Source organism: Alphaproteobacteria bacterium (genome assembly GCA_016722515.1).
Taxonomy (GTDB): Bacteria; Pseudomonadota; Alphaproteobacteria; order Rickettsiales; family JADKJE01; genus JADKJE01.
The window spans coordinates 100,630-121,141 of sequence record JADKJE010000006.1; the positions used below are offsets into that span (position 1 = coordinate 100,630).

Annotated in this window: 24 protein-coding genes; 3 read left to right on the forward strand and 21 right to left on the reverse strand. The window is 46.3% G+C overall.

Annotated elements, in window-relative coordinates; translation table 11 throughout:
• Positions 1-2: 2 nt before the first annotated feature.
• The 7 genes from IPP74_12840 to IPP74_12870 all read right to left on the reverse strand — a co-directional run bounded on the left by IPP74_12840 (position 3) and on the right by IPP74_12870 (position 4,413).
• Positions 3-590 (reverse strand): hypothetical protein, encoded by a 588-nt coding sequence (locus IPP74_12840; GenBank protein ID MBL0320155.1) that lies wholly within the window; start codon positions 588-590, stop codon positions 3-5.
• A 3-nt stretch (positions 591-593) separates the two neighbouring features.
• The gene (locus tag IPP74_12845; protein ID MBL0320156.1) at positions 594-1,451 is read right to left on the reverse strand and encodes an ATP-binding protein; all 858 of its coding nucleotides are present in this window, start codon (positions 1,449-1,451) and stop codon (positions 594-596) included.
• Positions 1,448-1,741: a hypothetical protein gene (locus IPP74_12850; GenBank protein MBL0320157.1), complete on the reverse strand. Its 294-nt coding sequence runs from the start codon at positions 1,739-1,741 to the stop codon at positions 1,448-1,450. The genes IPP74_12845 and IPP74_12850 overlap by 4 nt, the downstream gene beginning before the upstream one ends.
• Position 1,742: 1 nt before the next feature.
• The gene (locus IPP74_12855) at positions 1,743-1,946 is read right to left on the reverse strand and encodes a hypothetical protein (GenBank protein ID MBL0320158.1); all 204 of its coding nucleotides are present in this window, start codon (positions 1,944-1,946) and stop codon (positions 1,743-1,745) included.
• Complete coding sequence (locus tag IPP74_12860; protein ID MBL0320159.1) at positions 1,943-2,173, reverse strand: helix-turn-helix domain-containing protein; 231 nt, start codon at positions 2,171-2,173, stop codon at positions 1,943-1,945. The genes IPP74_12855 and IPP74_12860 overlap by 4 nt, the downstream gene beginning before the upstream one ends.
• Positions 2,174-2,471: 298 nt before the next feature.
• Positions 2,472-3,179 (reverse strand): hypothetical protein, encoded by a 708-nt coding sequence (locus tag IPP74_12865; protein ID MBL0320160.1) that lies wholly within the window; start codon positions 3,177-3,179, stop codon positions 2,472-2,474.
• Positions 3,172-4,413, reverse strand: a complete 1,242-nt coding sequence (locus IPP74_12870) for a hypothetical protein (protein ID MBL0320161.1) — start codon at positions 4,411-4,413, stop codon at positions 3,172-3,174. Before IPP74_12870 ends, IPP74_12865 begins: the two co-directional genes overlap by 8 nt.
• Before the next feature lie 98 nt (positions 4,414-4,511).
• Here IPP74_12870 and umuD point away from each other — a divergent pair, with 98 nt between their 5' ends.
• Positions 4,512-5,030, forward strand: coding sequence for a translesion error-prone DNA polymerase V autoproteolytic subunit (gene umuD / locus IPP74_12875; GenBank protein ID MBL0320162.1), 519 nt, complete (start codon positions 4,512-4,514; stop codon positions 5,028-5,030).
• Here the strand turns inward: umuD and IPP74_12880 are convergent.
• From IPP74_12880 to IPP74_12905, 6 genes are all read right to left on the reverse strand, one after another.
• Positions 5,014-5,433, reverse strand: a complete 420-nt coding sequence (locus IPP74_12880) for a hypothetical protein (protein ID MBL0320163.1) — start codon at positions 5,431-5,433, stop codon at positions 5,014-5,016. The genes umuD and IPP74_12880 overlap by 17 nt on opposite strands.
• A complete protein-coding gene (locus IPP74_12885; GenBank protein MBL0320164.1) occupies positions 5,430-6,773 on the reverse strand; it encodes a recombinase family protein in 1,344 nt (447 codons plus the stop codon). The genes IPP74_12880 and IPP74_12885 overlap by 4 nt, the downstream gene beginning before the upstream one ends.
• A complete protein-coding gene (locus tag IPP74_12890) occupies positions 6,766-7,218 on the reverse strand; it encodes a DUF2924 domain-containing protein (protein ID MBL0320165.1) in 453 nt (150 codons plus the stop codon). The genes IPP74_12885 and IPP74_12890 overlap by 8 nt, the downstream gene beginning before the upstream one ends.
• A complete protein-coding gene (locus IPP74_12895; protein MBL0320166.1) occupies positions 7,211-7,408 on the reverse strand; it encodes a hypothetical protein in 198 nt (65 codons plus the stop codon). Before IPP74_12895 ends, IPP74_12890 begins: the two co-directional genes overlap by 8 nt.
• Positions 7,409-7,924: 516 nt before the next feature.
• Positions 7,925-8,686, reverse strand: coding sequence for a DNA-processing protein DprA (locus IPP74_12900; protein MBL0320167.1), 762 nt, complete (start codon positions 8,684-8,686; stop codon positions 7,925-7,927).
• A complete protein-coding gene (locus IPP74_12905; protein MBL0320168.1) occupies positions 8,683-9,534 on the reverse strand; it encodes a hypothetical protein in 852 nt (283 codons plus the stop codon). Before IPP74_12905 ends, IPP74_12900 begins: the two co-directional genes overlap by 4 nt.
• A gap of 399 nt (positions 9,535-9,933) precedes the next feature.
• Here IPP74_12905 and IPP74_12910 point away from each other — a divergent pair, with 399 nt between their 5' ends.
• Both IPP74_12910 and IPP74_12915 read left to right on the forward strand, forming a co-directional pair.
• Entirely contained in the window at positions 9,934-10,386 is a 453-nt protein-coding gene (locus IPP74_12910) for a hypothetical protein (GenBank protein ID MBL0320169.1), read from the forward strand.
• Positions 10,387-10,448: 62 nt separating this feature from the next.
• Entirely contained in the window at positions 10,449-10,592 is a 144-nt protein-coding gene (locus IPP74_12915; GenBank protein ID MBL0320170.1) for a multidrug transporter, read from the forward strand.
• A 13-nt stretch (positions 10,593-10,605) separates the two neighbouring features.
• Here IPP74_12915 and IPP74_12920 read toward each other — a convergent pair whose 3' ends face one another.
• From IPP74_12920 to IPP74_12955, 8 genes are all read right to left on the reverse strand, one after another.
• Positions 10,606-13,788 (reverse strand): type I restriction endonuclease subunit R, encoded by a 3,183-nt coding sequence (locus IPP74_12920; GenBank protein MBL0320171.1) that lies wholly within the window; start codon positions 13,786-13,788, stop codon positions 10,606-10,608.
• Positions 13,785-15,041 carry a restriction endonuclease subunit S gene (locus tag IPP74_12925; protein ID MBL0320172.1) on the reverse strand — a complete coding sequence of 419 codons (1,257 nt, stop codon included), beginning with the start codon at positions 15,039-15,041 and terminating at the stop codon, positions 13,785-13,787. The genes IPP74_12920 and IPP74_12925 overlap by 4 nt, the downstream gene beginning before the upstream one ends.
• A gap of 8 nt (positions 15,042-15,049) precedes the next feature.
• Positions 15,050-15,958 carry a hypothetical protein gene (locus IPP74_12930; protein ID MBL0320173.1) on the reverse strand — a complete coding sequence of 303 codons (909 nt, stop codon included), beginning with the start codon at positions 15,956-15,958 and terminating at the stop codon, positions 15,050-15,052.
• Positions 15,955-17,523 (reverse strand): SAM-dependent DNA methyltransferase, encoded by a 1,569-nt coding sequence (locus tag IPP74_12935; GenBank protein ID MBL0320174.1) that lies wholly within the window; start codon positions 17,521-17,523, stop codon positions 15,955-15,957. The genes IPP74_12930 and IPP74_12935 overlap by 4 nt, the downstream gene beginning before the upstream one ends.
• Before the next feature lie 173 nt (positions 17,524-17,696).
• On the reverse strand, positions 17,697-18,731 hold the full coding sequence (locus IPP74_12940; protein ID MBL0320175.1) for a site-specific integrase: 1,035 nt from the start codon (positions 18,729-18,731) through the stop codon (positions 17,697-17,699).
• A complete protein-coding gene (locus IPP74_12945) occupies positions 18,728-19,246 on the reverse strand; it encodes a hypothetical protein (GenBank protein ID MBL0320176.1) in 519 nt (172 codons plus the stop codon). The genes IPP74_12940 and IPP74_12945 overlap by 4 nt, the downstream gene beginning before the upstream one ends.
• A 19-nt stretch (positions 19,247-19,265) precedes the next feature.
• Positions 19,266-19,475 carry an AlpA family phage regulatory protein gene (locus tag IPP74_12950; protein ID MBL0320177.1) on the reverse strand — a complete coding sequence of 70 codons (210 nt, stop codon included), beginning with the start codon at positions 19,473-19,475 and terminating at the stop codon, positions 19,266-19,268.
• Positions 19,476-19,571: 96 nt separating this feature from the next.
• Positions 19,572-20,492: a hypothetical protein gene (locus IPP74_12955; protein ID MBL0320178.1), complete on the reverse strand. Its 921-nt coding sequence runs from the start codon at positions 20,490-20,492 to the stop codon at positions 19,572-19,574.
• Positions 20,493-20,512 lie beyond the last annotated feature (20 nt).

Below are 20,512 nucleotides of genomic sequence, written 5' to 3' on the forward strand. Positions count from 1 at the left end.
CCTTACTGTGCCCAGGAAGGCATATTGCCCGCTGGTTTTTGGGGTTGGCTCGGCGATGCGGCAGCAGCTGGTGCGGCGGTATAACCACCACGACCCATCAATGCGGCATATTCCTTATTGTCGCTGGTGACGGCGTATTTGATGACGTTTTTGTCATTGCCGTTCTGGTCTTTCTCAATATCCGCCCGCGCAAGGAACTCGATCCCGTCAAGATCGCCGAGGCCGTTAATGCGGCGTGCGTTTTGAGCAGCGGGTGAATTATCCTTGTTGCCGAGGCCACGCGCGGAATTGAGGATGCCCTTGATTAACGAGCGTCCAATGTTAGCCCATTCTTCGCCTTTTTCACTGTGCAGCCCAATCAGGCTCCAGATTTTACGGCGGGCATACTGGCCTTCCAGCACCACAAACTCAGCGTTCAGGTAAACTGCGCCGCTGGTGGCGTTGCGGGTGGCGTATCCGCCAGTCCAGCCTTTTTGCTCATTATTGTGACCACCTGGTTTGATGGTCATACGCACTTTAACGAGAGTGCCTTTTGGCAGCGGATCAAAACTGTTCTGATCTTCTGCATTGTTGAAATCGTTCCAGCTCATAAATTATGCTCCTTGTGTTTCGGTTGTTTGGGGGATTGCGTGGGTCAGGCGTTCAGACGCGGGGCGCACTTTGCCTTTGACCTTTTCCATGAGCCGTCCGAGATGCGGCTCCTCCATGAGTTCCAGCCGCCCTGAGCGATCTTTCGCGGGGAAGCCTTGTTCATTGAGGGTGTGGCAAATGAAGGCGCGGAAGGATGCGCCGCTCTCGGTCGGCATTTCCGCCATGGTGATCACTTGATCAACGATGCCAGGGAGTTCGAGGCCAGTTTTGCTGCCCTCAATCTGCGGCTGGTAAACACGGCGGTTAAAGTCATCCAGCTTCTCGTCGAGGATGCCGACAAACCAGATGTTCTTGCCGCGCGTGTGCTGCAGGTGGGTGAGCCAGCCGATCATTTCCTGACCGTGAAGTCCGTAAGCACCGCGCGTATCTGGCTTGCCAGTTTTTTCGCTGAATGCTTGCGGTTGCCCTTTGCACCAGTTGAAGCAGAGGCGACCCGCTACTGTGATACTGTCGATAAAAATGGTGTCGTATTTATCGAGTGCAGCAGGATTGCCGTAGCGTTCACACACCGCAGCATAATGCGCTGGGCTGTAAGGCTGGTCATCGCGCAAGGATGGATTAGCCCCACCGATAAACACTGCAAAATCACGGCATTCCTGCCAGGTGCGCGGACGGATGGTGTCGCCTTGCCAGCCTTCAATCGCCAGATCGCCAGCCTCAAGATCAAAGAACAGCGTGGTTTCGGAAGGCATCGTCCATAACAGGGACGTTTTTCCGATACCGCTTTTGCCAAAAATACAGCCTTTGATACCCTTGGTTTCCTTCAGGCGTTCATCGGCACTGATGATGGGGAGCGTCATTCTGCACCCCCTTTGCGGGCAAGCGCATCAAGGATATTTTCACCGCCGAGTGCGCCTTTGCTGCGTGCCTCTTTGTAAAGACGGCGAATGGCGTAAGCGCATGTGGTGATCGCATCCGCTTCCTTGTCCAACGCCAGCGCAGCAAATTCCAATTCATCAAGAGTGGCTTCCGCAATTGGCTTGATGATTTCTTCATGAATCGCACCCAGTGCAGGGATGCGGATGTTTTCAGGCAGCTTTTTTGCCGTGTAATCATCTTTGAAAAGCTTTTCGAGTTTGGATTTAAACATTTTATTCTCCTTTGGTTGGTTGGTTTTTGGCGCGTTGACGGCGTTGAACTTCGAGCGCACCGTCCAGCCACTTGCGAAGCAGCTTTGCTTTGCGTATGGACTCGTCGGCATCGCGGATAAGTTCTTGGATTTCCTGCTGACTAAGGTTGGCGATCTCGCCGATCTTCATGTGCGTCAGCTGCTCGAGGGTGATGCGCGTGCTCATGCAACCCCCTCTGGCTCGGAAGCCATGTTTTGCTGGGCGAGTTGCCGAATTGCGCCTTCGTCGTGCGTGGCTTCATACGCATCGACTTCTTCTTGCCGATAACGAATGCGTCCGCCGATTTTGATAAAGTTTGGGCCAACGCCTAACCACCGCCACCGCTCTAAGGTGCTTGGTGATATTTTCCAGCGTTGGGCCAGTTCCTTGGGATTAAGGAATGTTCCAGTCATTGATGCTTCTCCTTGGTTTGTTGATGTAACCAGGGAGAATTTCGCAGGTGACTGGTGAGGAGTTAGAGCCTCAGCTTGTTAGGAGATTGGTGAGGAATGCGGATTAATTGATCCGAAGGTGGCATGTGCCACGTGGGTTGCCGTACTCGATAAGTTGTTTCCAAGATGTGTGGCCCTTGAACAGATCGGTAATGCGACGGGTACTATCTATGCCAATGGCACTCATAATTTCCGAGGTCTTGGCGGATTTTTGGCCTTTTTTTATAGCTGGATGAGATTTGTACGAACGCACGCACTGTCAGCCTGGGAAATGGTGCGTTGTGCCGTTCAATGTTACGTTACGGTAATCGGCTGAATGCGTAAGTTGGCCATTCTCAGCGGGCTGGTTGTTCCACATCCGCTCAAGCACGTCCGCATTGAGGAAGCTCTTATCGGGCTTATCGCCCAGGCAGAGCATTAGAGAAACGGCACGGTGCGCGGCAATTTTCTCTGGATTCTGCTGGTGAGGAGATGTGAGGAAGATCATGCCAGTTTCGTCGGCCAGAGCCGCGATACCGTCATCTACTGCTTTCTTTGATGAATCATAGCCACGGCATAGGAAAATGGGGCGGAGTTTCTTTTCCAGCCGCGCCGAGCCAATTTTCCAGCATGTGCCAGTGATTATATCCTTGGTTTTGTCCGTGGCGGCAATACTGAGGGATGTGCGTGCGGCTTCGATCAGCCATTCATGGGAAGCCTGATATTGCATCACCTGCTTGGCAGTGAAAGATATATGGCCAGCGTCAACGCAGTAGCCTTTGAAGGTGGTAGGATCGACAATGATGTCGTGAGGTTCATCGCACTGCGGACACAAAAGGCGGCTCACATTGCCCGAATGCACAAGTGCTTTTTCCTTCACCAGTGCTTCGAACCATAACTGCCTATCCTGCAGGCCCGCATCGGCGAGAGTGATATGTTCGCCCGTATCGAATATCTGAATCAGCCACTCATGACGGTTTTTAGGCATATTCCTTCTCGGCTGCTGCTTCTGGAGTTTCCGCCTGTTCCGTCACCACATCCTCAAGGATTCCCCATTGCTTCAAGTAGCCTTCGATCATCTGGCGATCATCCTCTTTCAGATGCTTGAGATCAGAGCCGTTCTTCTTGAGAGAAAGATGGATCACATGGCCACGCTTGCCACCAGCCTTCGGGTGGAAGTGGAAGCTCAGAACGACATGAAACAGATTGTATTTAGAATATAATGCGCCGCTTTCATCGAAGAATGTGCGAAGCGCATACATATCCGAATCCTTGCCATTCGCCATCGCGTCCACGGTGAGGATGTGTTTGAAAGGCGTATTGGTGGAAAGATCTAATTTCCGTACCCGCACCACCTCGATGTTGTGCTCTGGCTTCGTCTGAAGCAGCGGAGCAACGGGACGCGACTTGAATTTATCAATGGCGAAGCGGACAGGTTCAGAGGCAGTGAATTCGGTGGCTTCCTGTTTTAGGATGGCTTTGGCAAAGGCTTGGCGAACCTGATCGTGATTCTCTTTGCCGCCGTCAACTACCGTGCAAAGCTGTTTTGTCTGCGGGTCATATACCACAGCCGCAACAATCGCTTTCTTAGTGCTCACGCGCTGTAGCTTCTTTTTCTCGACCTGAATATTACTGTTTGGAAGATCGTTCACATACACACTGATCTGGCGCGTGCCATCGGAATAGCGTTTATAAACTTCGCCGCAGCATTCATCACGGTTGTCGAAATTATGGCGGATAATTTTTGCCACCTCGAAGGCGAATTCATTCGCATCCTCCTCGGTGATGGTTTCGAGCGCATCTTCCATTTTTATGGAGTAGTGCTGCCACGACCTGCCTTCGACTTTGAAATCCACAAAGAGCAGTTCCTCGGCGGTTTTGAAAAGGGTTTCATTCTCAATGAAAATAGCCATGGCGCGGTGGTGGCTATTTTCCATGGCTTCGAGTTTTGCAGTCATCTCATCTGGCGTATCGCTCGCGTTGATCAACGCCTTGATGCCACGCTCGCTCGCGACTACGTTGATGCGTTCAAGGTGGGCGTGAATTGGTTCATATTCGGCTTGGGGCAGAGCATTGATCGCATCTTCAAGAGCGGAGGCAACAGCCTTGTCTTCCTGCTCCCAATCAATTGGTTCAGCAAAGGAAATATTGTGGTGTTCGCAATACGTTTTCCACATAGGTTTGGGTACGTGACTAACCACTGTTCTGATCGATACTGCCATACTCCCATCCCTTTATTTGCCCGTTGATTTTTGAATAATGTTGCATTATTCTATCTAATTAACGATTTTGCAATAGAGAATTACAACCGAGGATATTTATGGCTAGGGGTGGCGCACGAACTGGAGCAGGTCGACCCAAAGGAACAGGTAAATACGGTGAGAAAACTATTACTGTACGGATACCCGCAAGCATGGATGATGCGGTAAAAGATTTCGTAGAAAACCAAGGGTGGCAAATCCCTTTGTATGCAAGCAAAGTTGCGGCTGGTAGCCCTTGTTGGGGCGATGACCATGTGGGCGACACACTAAATCTTTCTGAATGTTTGGTGCGCGATCCTGCAAAAACCTTCTGCGTCCAGGCATTTGGCGATTCAATGATTAATGCTGGAATTGAGCCAGATGATATTCTGGTGGTGGATAGCGGCCTTGAGGCAAAGAACGGCAACATTGTTGTCGCGGCGGTTGATGGTGATTTAACTGTAAAACGACTGCATAAAACCAAAAATGCGCTGTCTTTGATGCCCGAGAACGATAATTATCGTCCCATTGAAATTGGTGCGGACACTGGCTTTCAAATCTGGGGTGTTGTGACCCGAATTATCAAAGCTGCGGTTTAGAAAATCCGAACCAACCGCGCTGTTCCGTCCATGCTTCAGGGAATGGCTTCAATAGTTCCGTGGTAGTGAGTGTGCGCGGCTGCATGCCATTGAGAATGGATTCCTTAATGTCAGGGGCTAGATAATTCACGCGCATCACCCGTGCCAGATAGGATTTATTTATCTCCAGTTTTTCCGCCAATTCATCGAGTGATTTATATTTGCTGGTTTCAAAATGCTTGCGCCATTTATAAGCGCGAACCAGTACCTTGATGAGCGAATTGTCTTGATGTGGCTTGGCTTCAAAAACAGCGTTGTCACCATTGGGAGAGAGTATCAATTTTCTGCCGCCGCGCCGTTTCACCGCGAAGGGGATATGGATATTGATGACCCCGTTACCGAGATATTCCATGTTTTTGCTCATGCCATTTCCTTTTCTGCCTGAAGTGCGCGTACATGCGTTACCAGCGAGCCGACACCGCCTGCACGGATGCGGACATCAACGCCATTTTTTCCTACAATCACACGCTCGACCAGCAGTTTGACAATGCGCTCCTGTTCCCTTGGAAACAGTTCATCCCAAATGCGGTCAATGTCGGTAAATGCTTCGCGGATATGAAATTCTTTGATGTTGGTGTCATGCTCCCGTGCTTGTTCCCACACCCTGACAATCATTTCTGGTGTTTTGAATAATGCCTTTAGCTGCCCGAACACGATGCTTTCAATTTCACCTGCAGGGACGTTGCCGACGGGGCAAGTGCCGCATGATTTTTTCATGACGGCGTTCGGGCTGTAATAGCGGTAGAGTTTGCCGTTCTTGCGCGTGTGTGTAGGTGTCATGCCAGAGTCGCAACCTGAGCACCGCATCACGCTTTTCAGCAGGGCGGAGGGAATGTGGTGGTTTTGGATTTTGCGGATATGCGGATCAATCGCTTTTATCGCCTGCGTTTTATCCCATATTTCTCGGTCAATAATTCCCTGATGTAAGCCAGGGTAGTATTGCCCTTTGTGACCAATGTCGCCGATATAAACTCGGTTGCCCAATATTTTATAAAGGGTTCCTTTATCAAGGTAACGGCCTTCTTTCGTTCTGCCGCTCTGGCTGAGATAGGTTTTACTGCGGTAGCCTGTTTTGCGTAACTCAAGCACCAAGTCGGTGACTGAGCCAATTTCCGCGAACCGTGCGAAGATGTGCTGCACTGCCTTAGCTTCGGCTTCGTTAATCACCAGTTTGCGGTCAATGATGTCGTATCCCAGCGGCGGTACACCGCCCATCCACATGCCTTTCTTTTTGGAAGCGGCAAACTTATCGCGGATGCGTTCGCCTGTGACCTCACGCTCAAACTGCGCGAATGAAAGCAGGACGTTCAGCATCAGCCGTCCCATGGAGGTGGTGGTGTTAAATTGCTGGGTCACGGAAACGAAGGATACGTTCCGCCTGTCAAAAACTTCAATCAGCTTGGAAAAATCCGTAAGCGAGCGTGTCAGGCGGTCGATTTTATAAACCACCACCACATCCACTTTGCCATCCTCAATATCCTTCATCAACCGCTTGAGGGCTGGGCGTTCAATCGACCCGCCGCTGAAACCGCCATCATCGTAATTGTCGGCAACCAGTGTCCAGCCTTCATGGCGTTGTGAAATAACGAAGGCTTCACCAGCTTCGCGCTGTGCATCCAGCGAATTGAATTCTTGTTCTAACCCTTCCTCATGTGATTTACGGGTATAGACCGCCGCGCGGATTCTTTTCTTTGTTTCAAGCATGGCGGTAATCCTTCATTCGTTTGAGTCCGAAGAAAACCAATCCGTTCCAGCGCGTGCCAGTTATCTTGCGTGCGATTGCCGAGAGGCTTGTGTACCGCTGGCCTTTATATTCGAAGCCATCCTCAAGGACGGCAACATGGTGTTCATGCCCATTCCATTCACGCATGAGCCGTGTGCCAGTAGCGGGGCGATGCACTTCAAGCCGCTTGCGTTCCTTTGCTGGTTTATCCAGGTCGCGTTCACAGAGGGCAGACAGTCGCTTATCGACTCGGCTGCTATCAACCCCGAAGGCAACCTCCTGAATGCGGTAAGCGAGCCGTTTTACATAGTAGGGTTTGTTGAATGGAGGTGGATCGCTGCGATACAATTCCTTCCACATTTTCTTAAGCTCAGGCGCACCCATTTTTGGTAGAGCCGCAACCTGTGCCAGTACGTTGTTATTCATGGTGTTTCTCCGTTTTGGTTACGGTTACACACATGCTTCTGGTTGGCACGAAGTCCAGTGGAAGTTCTCCAGAAGGCGCAGATTTACTCTGTTTCTGACGTTCTTTGAAACGGATGATGCCTGCCGCAAGTATTCCTGCGACTTCGCTTAATCTTTGTTCATCCGTTAATGTATCGATGTTTTTTTCCATGCTGCCAGAATACTTCTGACTGCTGAAATCAACAACCCCGCACATATTGGAAGAAGCCAGTATATCTATGAAATGCTGTGAGAAATTGGAGATGCAACGCACATCTGAAATCACGAATTCCGAAAACAAGGAATTACGGGCGATTAAGCTGTGTACTTGTGCGGTGACAGGTGCACAGCCCGCAGAGAACATTTGGCAGGAGAGAGGGTTTCTTCGGGGAGTTTCAGGATTTGGAGGAAATGGGTAAGTACACAGCTATGACCTGAAAAGGTCGCACAGCGTGGGGACTTTTGGAACATTCACCCGCAACGGAGAATTTCCAAAAGCAGTTAATGGCGGTGGGGTGACGGACATATTCAAGGATTAAGTTGTTGATTTATTGCGTTTGTTGCTGTTATTTTATTTTTAGATGCCCCCATAAGTGCCCCCCAATATTTAAACTAATTCGCTGTAGAACTTTTAAAATGCAAATGCCCTATCCTATAAGTACCCCCAATCAAGTGCTAAAAAGAATATTTAAAATAATTTTCCTTGCCTAAGGGCATGTTGAATGCCCACATCGGTTTGAACTTGTTCTATAACATGCTGCATATTGGCACGATGAGTTATTTTGCTTTTTGCTAATCTTTGTGCTCCTAATCCAAGCAATATTTTATTTCCTTTCGCATCATGGGTCATATCTTCATATTCGGCTACGAACAGGGGTAATCCCATTTTAAGAGTTTCCATACCTGCATTCATAGTGCCGCCCTTTTCACCTGCTTCTATTACTATCATCACTCGACTTAAAGCAATAATAAGTTGATTTCTGGTCATAGCTCTAAATGCTTTCCATGGGTCATTTGGCTCAAATTGGCTAATTATTAATATACGTTGCCAATCCCAAACAGACTTTAATTCGTTCTTAATTTTGAAATGATCTATCCCTTCAGGAATAACAATAATTGTGCTTCCTCCGGCTTTTAAGCTGTTGAAATGCGCTTCTATATCGACTCCAGTTGCGTTTCCAGATATAACAATAATATGATTATTTGCTGCCTGTTCTGCGCAATCCTTAGCAGTCTCAATTCCTTTGAGACTTGCTTTTCTAGATCCACAAAAACCAATGCTTTGTGGTTTAAGTAGTTCTATATTACCTATTAAATAAAGAAATTTAGGAGCTTTTGCTCCCATAATTATTTTAATGCGTTCAGGGTATAAAACATCATCGAGGCTAATTTTAATTGGCCTTGGGATAAAAGTTTTATCTGTGATAGGACCCATATTTATCATTTTCATAAATTATCTGTATCACGTAATGTTTTAACAATACTTAATCCGTAGATTGCTGATGCACCGGCCTGCTGTAATTTCATAGCTACAAACTGAATAGTTATGCCAGATTGATATTTATCATCTATTAAAATAATGGTTTTTCCTTTTAAATTTGGTCCAGTGGCTGAATCATAATATAATCCTGTACTTTCCCAGACATCCCATTTTTGGTCTAGTGAAGATTCTTTTATTGAAGATTTTGAAGAATGAAATCTAAAGTTTGATGTTATATCCAGTTTATTTAAATTATTACTAATATTTGAAACAAGAGTGCTGGGTAAATCGAAAGTTTTATCTGGTGAAGGGGGGATGGCACAAATAAAATCTGCGTTCTTATAAAAAGGGAGAGAGGAAATCGTATCTTGAATAAGAGTAGTCAAATTTTTAATAGCTTGAAGGTCCTGAGAATGTTTAGCCTGATTTTCAAGTTTCCCAATATCAGTATGAGTATGATTTTCCTGAAGGTTAAGTCCTAGGGCTATTGAAAGTGAAAGTGTGTCTCTGAGGAATATTCTAGTTCCTTGTCGCTCTTCCCATTCTTTAATTTTATTCAATTCTTGCTCGTTTTCAATATTTAAGTAATAGTTCTCGAAAGTGTTACTATAGGAAAGTTTTAGATCAGTCATTGCTTCGAATATAGGGCCTATTGATTCAATAAAAGAAATAGAAAACGATTTCTTGCTATTCTTTTTTTTGTCCTGAATTCCACTATAAGTAGAAAAACATTTGCGTTTTGGAGTTAAAGATTGAACTTTAAGCACATTTTCTTTCGTAATATTTTTTGAATCAAGGATCTTTGTTGATTTAATCATATGTCCTCTGGTGATAGCAAAATTCTAACGTACTGTATCAATTGCCTGGAAAAAAACAAGGCGTTAATAGGCAAGTAAATGTAAGACGTAAAAAACTGCCTAGACTGATAAAGGTTGTTTTAATGACCCAACATGCCCAATTGAAAAATCTCCATTCCCTGTTAAGATAAAACTGGTTTGTCCACTCGGACGACTGGGGCGTTAGAACCTCTCGACTACCGGATAATGATCCGACTATTACGTTGCTTCTCGGCTATTTAGGACCGGGAGGCGGCGGTATGTCCAGAACCTCACGGTTTAAAAACCGTCGCGGTCGTGTAGTTGCGACTTCTAAACTCCCGGTCACCAGAGAAGGACATCTCTGGTGACTTTTTTTATGGGCGTTTGGGAGGAGCGAATATGGTGTATCGGCAGGAAAAGCAGGATGAAAATCCCTGTATTATCGTTTATCAGGGAATGAATTTTCCGTTGAGGGAATTTCCTAATTTGAGTGAAGCCCTATTTATCAATAAAACCATCAGTCATTGGTTTATCAGCGATGATCTCATTATGAAATGGGTGATCGTGTGCGATTCCGTTTCCATGATCGAACATCATCGTCATAATTTAATGCATTGGTTCTTTTATCAGCTAAAAATGAAAGGGAAAGGGGAGTCCATGGAGGCCATTGAAAAACGGATTAATGACAAGGTGCATTTCATCCTTTCCCAAACGCCGATCCCGCTTCCCATAGACATATTTAAAAATCACATTGCAGCTGTGCTAGCGCCTGAACAAGCAGTGATTATTATTCATCCGTGGGAGGGGTTTTTGGAGAAGTTGATGAACTGTAGCACTATAACGAGCGATTAAATCAATATTAACCAAGTGATGATTAAGTTCTTTAGTAAATAAAGAATTTAGGAGCATTGTGTATGACTAGCAAAAAAGGACCACCTAATTATAGAAGTTCAGTAACGGGCAATTTTGTGACAGAAGATTATGCCAAGAAACACCCCAAAACAACGCAGAAGGAACATAATCGCCCCCCTTCTAAACCTAAAAAACCAAAGAAGTAATAAAACTAGAACTTCATAGACGATGATAACACCCTGGATAAGTGCTGTAAATGTGCTGATAAACACGATCTGCACGCTCGTTCACTTCGTTGTTGTTATAGGACTCTTGCGGCAGCCATTGCAGATTATCGAAGATGATGGTTTTTACCTGTGCCGCCACCTGCGTACTCTCGCGCCAGCGTTCAACTTTCAACTTTTCTTCCTTGAGCGTTGAAAGCGTTTTGATTGCCACTTTCTTAACTTCTTCTTCCTCTTTTTTGGAAAGCTCAGGCTTGCGAAGCAAGTCAAAAATAGCTAGTGTTTCCTGATCTAATCCTTCAGCAAGGGCGCGTGATTCCTCTTCGGAAAGCTCCTGCATGAATCCTTGCAGCTCATCGAAAGCCTTTTGGACAGCTTGCAAATCTTTGCCGCTGTTATAATCGTCAATGATCTTTTTATACTTTTCATAAAACTCAAGGCGCAGCGGGTTCTGTTGCACCATCTTTTCCAGCTTACGCTCGATAGCTTCCTGAAGGTCGAACACCACCAGATTTTTGTTGTCCGATTTCTGGAAGGCCTGACGCAGCTTGCCTAAGTCGAGCTTGCTCAAATCCGCATAATCATCATCACTGCCAGATGATCCTTCCACCGTGATGCTCATATCCACTTCCTGCTGGAGGCGGCGGATCACGGCGGTAATATCAGCCCCTTTGACCTTCTGGTTCAGCTGTTTATAGATAGCTTCAATTGCATTATGCTCTTTGATGTAGGGCTTAATCTGCTCTTCGGGGTAAAGGGCTTTGTATTTGCGGAATGCGTTCCGCGCAGAGAATTCAAACTCGGTGCGCGTTTTTTCATTCAGACAGACGCAGTTCATCGCTTTTTGGATAAGTCCCAGCTTTTCCATCGCACTTTGTGCATTGACCAGTCCATCCAGTTCAAATTCTAAATCCAGTAAGCACTGCCTTACAGCGCCGATAGAAGCGGCTAATTCCACCGCCAAACCTTCTAGTCTTTCCGCCGGGCTTATCGGCGTTTCGCCATCATCTCCGCCGGTATTGTTGCCGCCCTTATTTTCGCCCTCACCATAGATGGCATAGGCTTCTTCCAGTCTGCGGTACACATTGCCGTAATCGACAATCAGGCCATTTTCTTTTTCATCATCATACACCCTGTTTGCACGGGCGATGGTCTGCATCAACGTGTGGCCTTTGATCGGCTTATCGAGATACACGGTGGAAACGCACGGTGCATCAAAGCCCGTGATCCACATGGCACACACAATGGCAAGGCGGAATGGATTATCATCGTCCTTGAATTCCGTTTCCAGATCGCGCTCTACCATTTTCTTGCGATGCGGCTCAATCTCCAGCCCCATAGCGCGGAATTTGGCTACTTCGTTCTGCTCACTGCTCACCACGACACACACTTCGGTTTCTTCCACACGCTTTAGGTGGTGACGGAGCTTTAATTCCTCCTGCTGGTCTTGGCACTGTGCAATGCGCTTTTTCAGTTCGGTTACATAATCCGGCCAATGCTTCATCACCAGATCATACATCCGCGCAGCGGTTGGCTTATCCAGCGCAACGAACATCGCTTTGCCCTGATAGCCACGCTCGTTGAAATGCCACACCAAATCCTTGGCAATCGCATCCAGCCGGGCTTCGGATGTCAGGATGGGGTAATCACGCGCAAACTCGCGTTGCAACTTGGCGCGTTGATCGTCGTCGAGGTCTTCGCTCTCGATGATTTCCGCCATGCGCTCATCCAGCTGCGGGTTCTCAATACCCAGCTTCTCCCCACGGTTCAGATAGCGCAGCGGCAGCGTTGCACCATCCTCAATCGCTCGCTTGAAGTCGTACACGGAAACATATTCCCCGAAGATATTCTTGGTCAGTTCCAGTTCTTCCTTGATGATCGGCGTGCCGGTGAAGCCGAGATACGAGGCATTAGGAATGCCATGAAAGCGCATGTTCTGCGCAAACTTTCCGCCTTGCGTGCGGTGCGCCTCATCCGAAATCACAATGATATTGCTACGGTTGGTAATTAGCGGATATTCGCTTTCCAGTTTAGGGTCGATAGAAAACTTATGAATCAGTGTGAACACATAGCGGTGGTTTTCGGATAGCAACCGGCGCAGATCATCACGGCTTTTGGCGCGGATGTTTTCTTCCGTCACTGCACCACAGCCAGTGAAGGTATCATAGAGCTGGTTTTCAAGCTCCGTGCGGTCAACCACAATCAAGAAGGTGTAAGAACCGCCGAATTTGCGGTGGATTTTCTGGCACAAAAACACCATCGAATAGGACTTGCCCGAACCTTGGGTATGCCAGAATACACCCAGTTTTCCTTTCAATTCTTCGATATTGCGAGCCTGCGACACCACCTTATTCACGCCGATGAACTGGTGGTTCTTGGCCATGATCTTGACCACATCGCTGCCTTCGCCATCAAACAGCAGAAAGTTCTCGAACAAATCCAGCAGTCGCGCACGGTCGCAGGTGCCGCGCAGCATGGTGTCTAAGCTCACCACGCCTTCTTCCTCTTCCTCGATGCGCTTCCAGTCGAGGAAGAACTTATACGGGCTGGTGACAGTTCCCAGCTTGGCATCCGTGCCATTGCTCAAGATGATAAAGCCGTTGCAGTAGAAAATGGCGGGAATGGTATCTTTATAATCACGCAGATTGTCGTTATAGGCGCTCGCAAGATCAGTGTGGTGCGCTTTCAGTTCAAAGAACACCAGCGGAATGCCATTCACAAACCCCACCACATCCGGGCGGCGGTTATAGAGTTCGCCCACCACCTCAAACTGGCGCACGGCGAGGAATTCATTCTCCAGCGGCTTTTCAAAATCAAACACGCGCAGGCGTTTGGATTCCATCTCGCCCTGGGCATTACGGAACGTAACCTGCACGCCTTTAGTGAGCAGCGCGTGCTTTTCCTTGTTAATCTGCCCAAGGGTTTTATCGGCAGCTTTCACTGTGATCTGGTCGATTGCGTGGGTGTAGGCCACATCCGGCAGGTTGGGGTTCAGCCTCAAAAGCGCAGCGCGAAGGTGACGCTTCAGAATCACTTCCGATTTATTCGCACGCCCCAGCAGCCCATCATCGCCAAAGGTTTCTTTCTTCCACGCATAAGCAACTTTCCAGCCCAAGGCCTCCAGCACTTCCTGCGTTGCGGCTTCTACCAGCCCATCTTCGGAGTATTCGTAACTCATATGGCCTCCTTGAGCAGTTGGGCGGGATCATAGCTTTCCGCGTCGATCACGCCAGTCATAAGGCGCGGCAGCAGGATGTCGCGTGCCTCGCGCAGGCGTTGGTTTTGAAATTGTAAGTTTAGCACTGCATCAAAATTTGAAGAAACTGATGAATGAAACTTTTCTAATAATTCATCGCTTGGGCAATCAAACTCTATGGCTTCAAACTTGCCTTTGTTGACATTGGTCATTGTTGCACCGTTGCTGCCAAGTCCATCTAAAAGCGGTTTTAGTCTTCGGGATAAGCAGTACATAAAATAGGTGTATATCGGATTTCTGAAGACAATCGAATTGATCTGCTGATTGGTCTGAGATGGGATTGCAACAAGTCCTGTAACTCCGACGGTTCCAATACAGCTAACCATCAGGCTGTTTTTAGGCAGATACTTTTTCTTTTGTGAATCTGCGCCGAGTTTGGAAAGAGATTGTTCAGTGCGTATAACATACGGCGCATCAGCCATGTCAGGCGTTTTAATGAAAGGCACATCTTGGCCAAAGAAATCAGAGTTTGTTGTTGAAGGCGTTTTGCCTGTAATAACATCTCCAATGTCCTGAATTTGTTTTTTAGACCACCCCTCCGGCAGGCCGGTTTCGGGGTTGATGGGGGTGGATTCGTGGCCGGGGAAGCGCAGGCGCACAAACCACTCTTCATAGGTGATCTGCGCCATTTCTTCGAGCAGCCTAATCCGCTTCAGGTTATTCTCGATCAAATCATCATACGCCGCCAACACTGCGCCGATTTTCTTCTGGATAGAAAGTGGCGGAAAATCCACCTCAACCTTTGCCAGATTTTCGCCTGTTAGGTGCTTAATCGCAGCTCCAGTAAAGTAACCATCATATTGACCGTTCAGACCTTTATTAAGCAGCGAATAATAAAGAAAGAAACTATCGAAGCCACTTTTTACGCGAATGCGATGAAGTGCTTTTTGTATCATCATTGATGGAGTTTGATTTTTCCAAATTGCACAGCGTCCGGGTTCTCCACCCTCACACATAACTATGTCGCCATATTTCAATCCGTAACGCTCGGATTCTTTCTCTTCAAAGCGCATTTCTCTAAGATTGTGGAGATCAATGCTACCCCATCGCACATTGATATTCGCCAAGTACGGTAGGAACTCTCCCTTATTCTTATTCTGGTCAAGCATCTTGCCCAGACACATATCCGCCAGATCACTCAATTTTCTTTTCTGCCAAACTGTCGTAGCTTTCATACAGCCCTCTATATCAATCGCAGTTGTTGAGAAGCGGGCTTATGATCCTTCACTTCGATGATAGAGCGTTCCTTTTTTAGCCCCTTCGAGCTTCGGAATTGCCTTTCTCGAACCTCGCAGACTAAGTAATCTCCCTTGGAAAAGGCGATCTCGTTATTAGCAATCTGGTTGAGGAACTTTGCATCTTCAATCGTTGCACTGAAGGGTTCTCCGCCATCTGTAACGCGCCATTTATTGTCTTCCTTGAAGCTAAGACTGATAATCTGTAGCGTCATTGTGCGGGTTTCATCCGCTAGCTGTTCTTCTGTTTCAGTATAGTCGAAATAAATCACATCACTTTTGGTAATTTCGAGATCATCCGTTTTAGGACGTCGTACCTTGATGACGTCAATACCGTCATTAGATAGAGTGGAGACAGCTTTCTTTGCGTGCTCCCTGACAGCTACGCTTTCCGCTAATTGCACGGTGCGCTTATCGGTAACGAAATAATTATCCCCAATATGAATATGAACATCACCACCTTTTTGTTCGATTCTATCAGGCTTACGACCTTTAAGAAATTTGATCAGAGCCAGTAATCCGCCACCAGTAGCAACCGTTCCGCCAACAATTTTGAAAAGCAAATCCGCAAGTTCATTTGCTGCCGCTATTCCATCTTTGTGGATCGAAGCAAAATCGAATAGTGCTTTCGCATTCTTCATAAGAGATTGGATAAGATTCAGATCAACTTCAAAAGAGCCTTCTGCCGTAGCTCTTACTTTTACGGACATTTGCGCTCTGGTGCCGTTAATCTCGTTATTCGCGGCCTGTATCAATTCGCCTATAGCCAATAACGCAGGCGCTAAATCCTTAACATCAATTTCCCCGTTCTCAACAGCGGGACCATCAAAAACCAGCGTTAATTTTTCATCGCTCATGCCGCCCCCTTGATAATTTGCTGCATGAGATTGTTGGCCTCTGTGTTTAAGCTTTCCAGCTCAGTATGGATTTCGCCAAGGCGTGCCGTGTAATCAAACCCTTCATCCAGCTCGATGGAATAGCCCACATAACGCCCCGGTGTGAGGCTCCAGTCGTTTTCCTCTACTTCAGCCACATCAACGATTTTGCAGAGGCCTTCGACATCCGCATAATTGCCACTGGGGAAATGCTCTTTGAGCCACGGATTGCTTGCGAAAGTTTTATTTACATCTTCGCCGCGATAGGCCTTCACAATAATGGTCAGACCTTCCATCTGTTCCGGCGAGAAATCACGCAGCGTGGTGTTGATCTGGCGGAAGGTATTCCGCGCATCAATCATCAGGATTTTGCGTTTATTCTCTGCGCGTTTGCCGCGATCAAGGAACCACAGGTGACATGGCAGCGAGCGGGTGTAGAAGAAGTTATTGCCTACAGCCACAATGCAATCCACCGCGCCGGTTTCAATCAGCCGCTGGCGGATCAGCTTCTCACTCGCACCTGCATCGGTGGCGGAGGATGCCATGACAAATCCAGCGCGGCCTTTTTCATTTAGGTAATGGTAGAAATACTGAATCCACAGATAGTTGCCGTTATCAGCTTTCGGCAGCCCCACATCACTGAATAGGCGCTTGTCGGTTTTCACGAAGTCTTTGTTCTTATCCACCTTGTTGACATTGAAAGGCGGGTTAGCCATCACGAAATCACATTTGCCTGCGAGGTCGTGCGGGTCGGAATAGAAGCTGTTGCTCTCGATGATTTTTCCTTCGATGCCGTGAATGGCAAGGTTCATCTTGGCAAGGCGGGTGTTGTTGGATTTTAGCTCGGTGCCATAGACTTTGATTGCTTCGTTCACGGCGCGTTTGCTGTGGTCTTCCACGAAGTGGCCGGTCTGGACGAACATGCCGCCGGAGCCGCAGGCGGGGTCATGGATGATGCCGTGGTCTGGTTCGATGAAATTTACGATCAGCTGCACCAGTGATGGCGGGGTGAAGAACTCGCCGCCTTCCTGTGCGCCTGCGCCGCTCATGGAGAATTTCATCAGGAAGAATTCATAAATCCGCCCGAACACATCGCCCTTCAGCTTTTTTACAGAATCCTTGTTGAACACGCGGATCAATTCGCGCAGCAGGTCTGCATCCAACTCCTGATAGTTTTTTGGCAGGATACCGGCTAGGTCGGGGTAGTTGGCTTCAATCAGGCGCATGGCCTCGTTGACAGCTTCGTTGATGTCCTCGCCTTCGGGTAGGTTGGCTAGATAGCCGTATTGCGATTTTTCCGGCAGCATCATGCTACCTGCAGCAAGGAAATCCGCTTGGGTTGCGGCGCGTTTACCACGCGGTCCATCGGGGATTGCCGCTTCAATCGTAATCTTCGCTTCTTCATAGCGGTTTTGGGCATAGCGCAACAGGATCAGCCCCAGCACGGGGTCTTTGTATTCAGCGGCGGTAAGTTTGGAGTTGGCACGCAGATTATCCGCCGAATCCCAGAGTTCTTTTTCCAGTTGTTTGATTTGATCATTGTTCATGCTTTTGCCCCATAGCTATAGCCAGCCATTTATTATAATTTTATCGCCTTAATCTTAAAATATTTGTTTCCATCAATCTCTAAGTGGGAAGACATCCCTGAGGGTAGGTAATAGACGGTTTTGGATTTCAATTCAAGATAGTTAACTAATAACTTAATCACTGTTAACCGAAGTTAGAGCGAGACTTGATTTATAGAAATATAAGCGTGCTGCCCAATCCTCCTCCTCTGTTCACTCTCCGACAATTGCCCATAACTCTGGATTGTCGTATCAATAGAGCTATGTCCTAACGCTTGCCTCACAGCATTAAGAAACTCAGGTGTTTGTTTTTCCGCATATCTTGCAATCGTGTGTCTAAATGAATGGGGGCGATAGTACTCATATCCCGCAGCTTCAAACGCTTTTCTAAAGGTATTTAGGATCGTTGTGTTAGATTGAATAGGTCTATGCTGTGGATTCGTTTCCAGAAAACTTGATTGCCCAAATTGATGAGGAATTTGTGGAAAGAGGGTATCCTTTTCTTTAAAACCATGAGCAATTAAATAATCCCGCCATGTAAGAACATTATCAACGATATCCTTTGGCAAGCCTATGAAGTCTGCGTGCCGACTCTTTGCGAATTTCACCTGCATATCTTTAGGATTTACGTGAATAAAATAATATCCTTCTTCTTGAATGAGATTTTTTAATTTAACTGTCCTTAATTCAGATATACGTAATCCACATAATGCCTGCAATGAAATCATAGCTTTGTTCCGTTTCTGGATAGCTGTGAATTCAGGCATTGCTCGAATGGTTGTTAGAATTTGATCATACTTGTACGATTTCTTGTATGCGGTGGCTTTGGCGGTTCGGCGTTGGTTATTTGTCAAACTCAGATAATCAATGTGGTTATAATGGATCTTGCCTTTATATCCGCGTTGCCGCTCTAGCCATCGAAAAAACTCTTTGAGTACCCTAAGATTGTCATTGATGTAAGATAGTGATGTGCCTTGCTCAGTCATAGCGGTGATGTACTTATCGGCTATTTTATCGGTGAAGTGACGGAAATCGATGAAGTTCGTAAACAATTCATATTCGCGGATATGTTTCAGTAACGCCGTGATGGTTTTGTCATCTTTTTTGAGCGCACGCCTTTGATGAATCCGATAATTATATTTGATGCGCTCATTAGCAGGGAAAAACAGATCTCGTGACTTTGTTTTCATCGAAAAAGCTCCAACTGTACAGACTCACTTTGATGCATTTCGTTTGGTGCATGAAAGTGAGCGTTCACGGTAGGAGATGTGGAATCATATAATTCCAAAACATCAACCACGTAAAAAAGGGATTTGAGTTTCTGCAGGTCATCTAATTTATATCCTTTATTCATAGGTGATTTGCAGTCACGGCATACAGCTTTCAGCTGAAGGGATAGATTCCTGAATTCAAGTTGAACCTGTTTCTTATAAGGATTTCGTGCATCTCGGCATTTGAAGCAATAGAACTGTTCGTAAGCAGTGCTGCATTTATTCATTTGATTCTGTTTACCCAAGAATTTTTTTAATTGGCTGCCATAGACTAATCCAGGTGTGTGTTTATCAATGGTAGGCAAGCCCTCCTTGATCCATCTTCTTACCGTTTGTTTATGTAAACGGTGATCAGAGTAGAGTTGGCATATTTCATCAAGATCGTATGAGTACCAATATTTGATGACGTTGAGGGGATAGATTCGTTTTCCCATAATCAAAGCAACCTTTTTGTTAATTAGAAGTGCTGTGATTGTGTTGGGAAATAAACTCCCTGATATCTTCCACCCGCCACGCAGTCGTACGGGGCCCAAGTTTGACAGGTTTAGGAAAGCGTCCGCTTTTGACTCCTTCCCACCAGGTGGATTTACCCACAGGAATGAATTTTAATATGTCGCGAACACGGAGAAATCCGGTTTCGGGTAGTTCAGAAAAATGATTCATAAAGATAACCTTGTTCAATTAAAGACAAGGTCATCTTAAGTTGTCTAATATGGGCTGTGGCCGAATTAGCCTAACAAAAAGGAGAATTCTCCTAATTTAAAGAGAATTCTCTAATGCTTCTTTGTGTGACTCATAAGCTTCACGTAAATGGTCAAGCAACGTTTGATCATCAATTGAAAAGCCAGCCGTATCTAAATCACCAATTATCCTTGTGGTGCAAGTGTTTTTCTGTGATTGAAAGTTATAGCGGTATTTTGAAATAGCCAGTCCTAAAACAATTTTTTGCAGCGTCTTAATTTTCTTGGTTGCCGATCTTTTTTGGCTAGAAGAGAGTTGTTCTTCGGTTAATTGAGATATTTGTTTGTTTAAGTCATCTATCTCATTTCTTAGAGATAGGATTTGTGCATCTTTTTCTCCGATCATTTTATCGTGTTCTATTTTGATGTTAGTTGAAGTTGAGGTGCGTTTGGGTTTATTTCCTATTCCTAAGACCAGTTCCTCCAACTCAGGTGGAAATTCTATGTCATAGCGTTGAATCCATTCAATATAATATTTTGGTGAAATCGGATCTGATAATTGACCATGATCATGGGCTCTTTCAATCAATTCCTTTAATTTTAAAAACCGCCCGACAAAAGGTGATTGACGTATATATTGTTCTAAATTGTTCCAATTAACGAGATAGGGATTGCGTCCAAATGAAAGTGATAATGCCTCTTCCAGTTCCCAATATGCAGCTTTACTCCAAAAATCATAATCAGCGAAGGCAGTGGGTTGATTAAAAAACAGGCTATTTTCAAATTGTTCTATTTTAAATCGTTCTTCTTCCTCGGATTTTAAAAGTTCTTCCTGATATATTTTTAGAATTTCATCCTGTCCTTTTGATTCAAGCTGGCGGCGAAATACAGCAATCTCCTGTCTTAACCTCTCGAGTTCTTGACCTTCCGCATCTAAGTTAGCAAATCTAAACTGCCGATTGATTAAGAAAATTATATGCTCTGATCGTTTTTCTGACATTTATCAGTCGCTCCTGATGC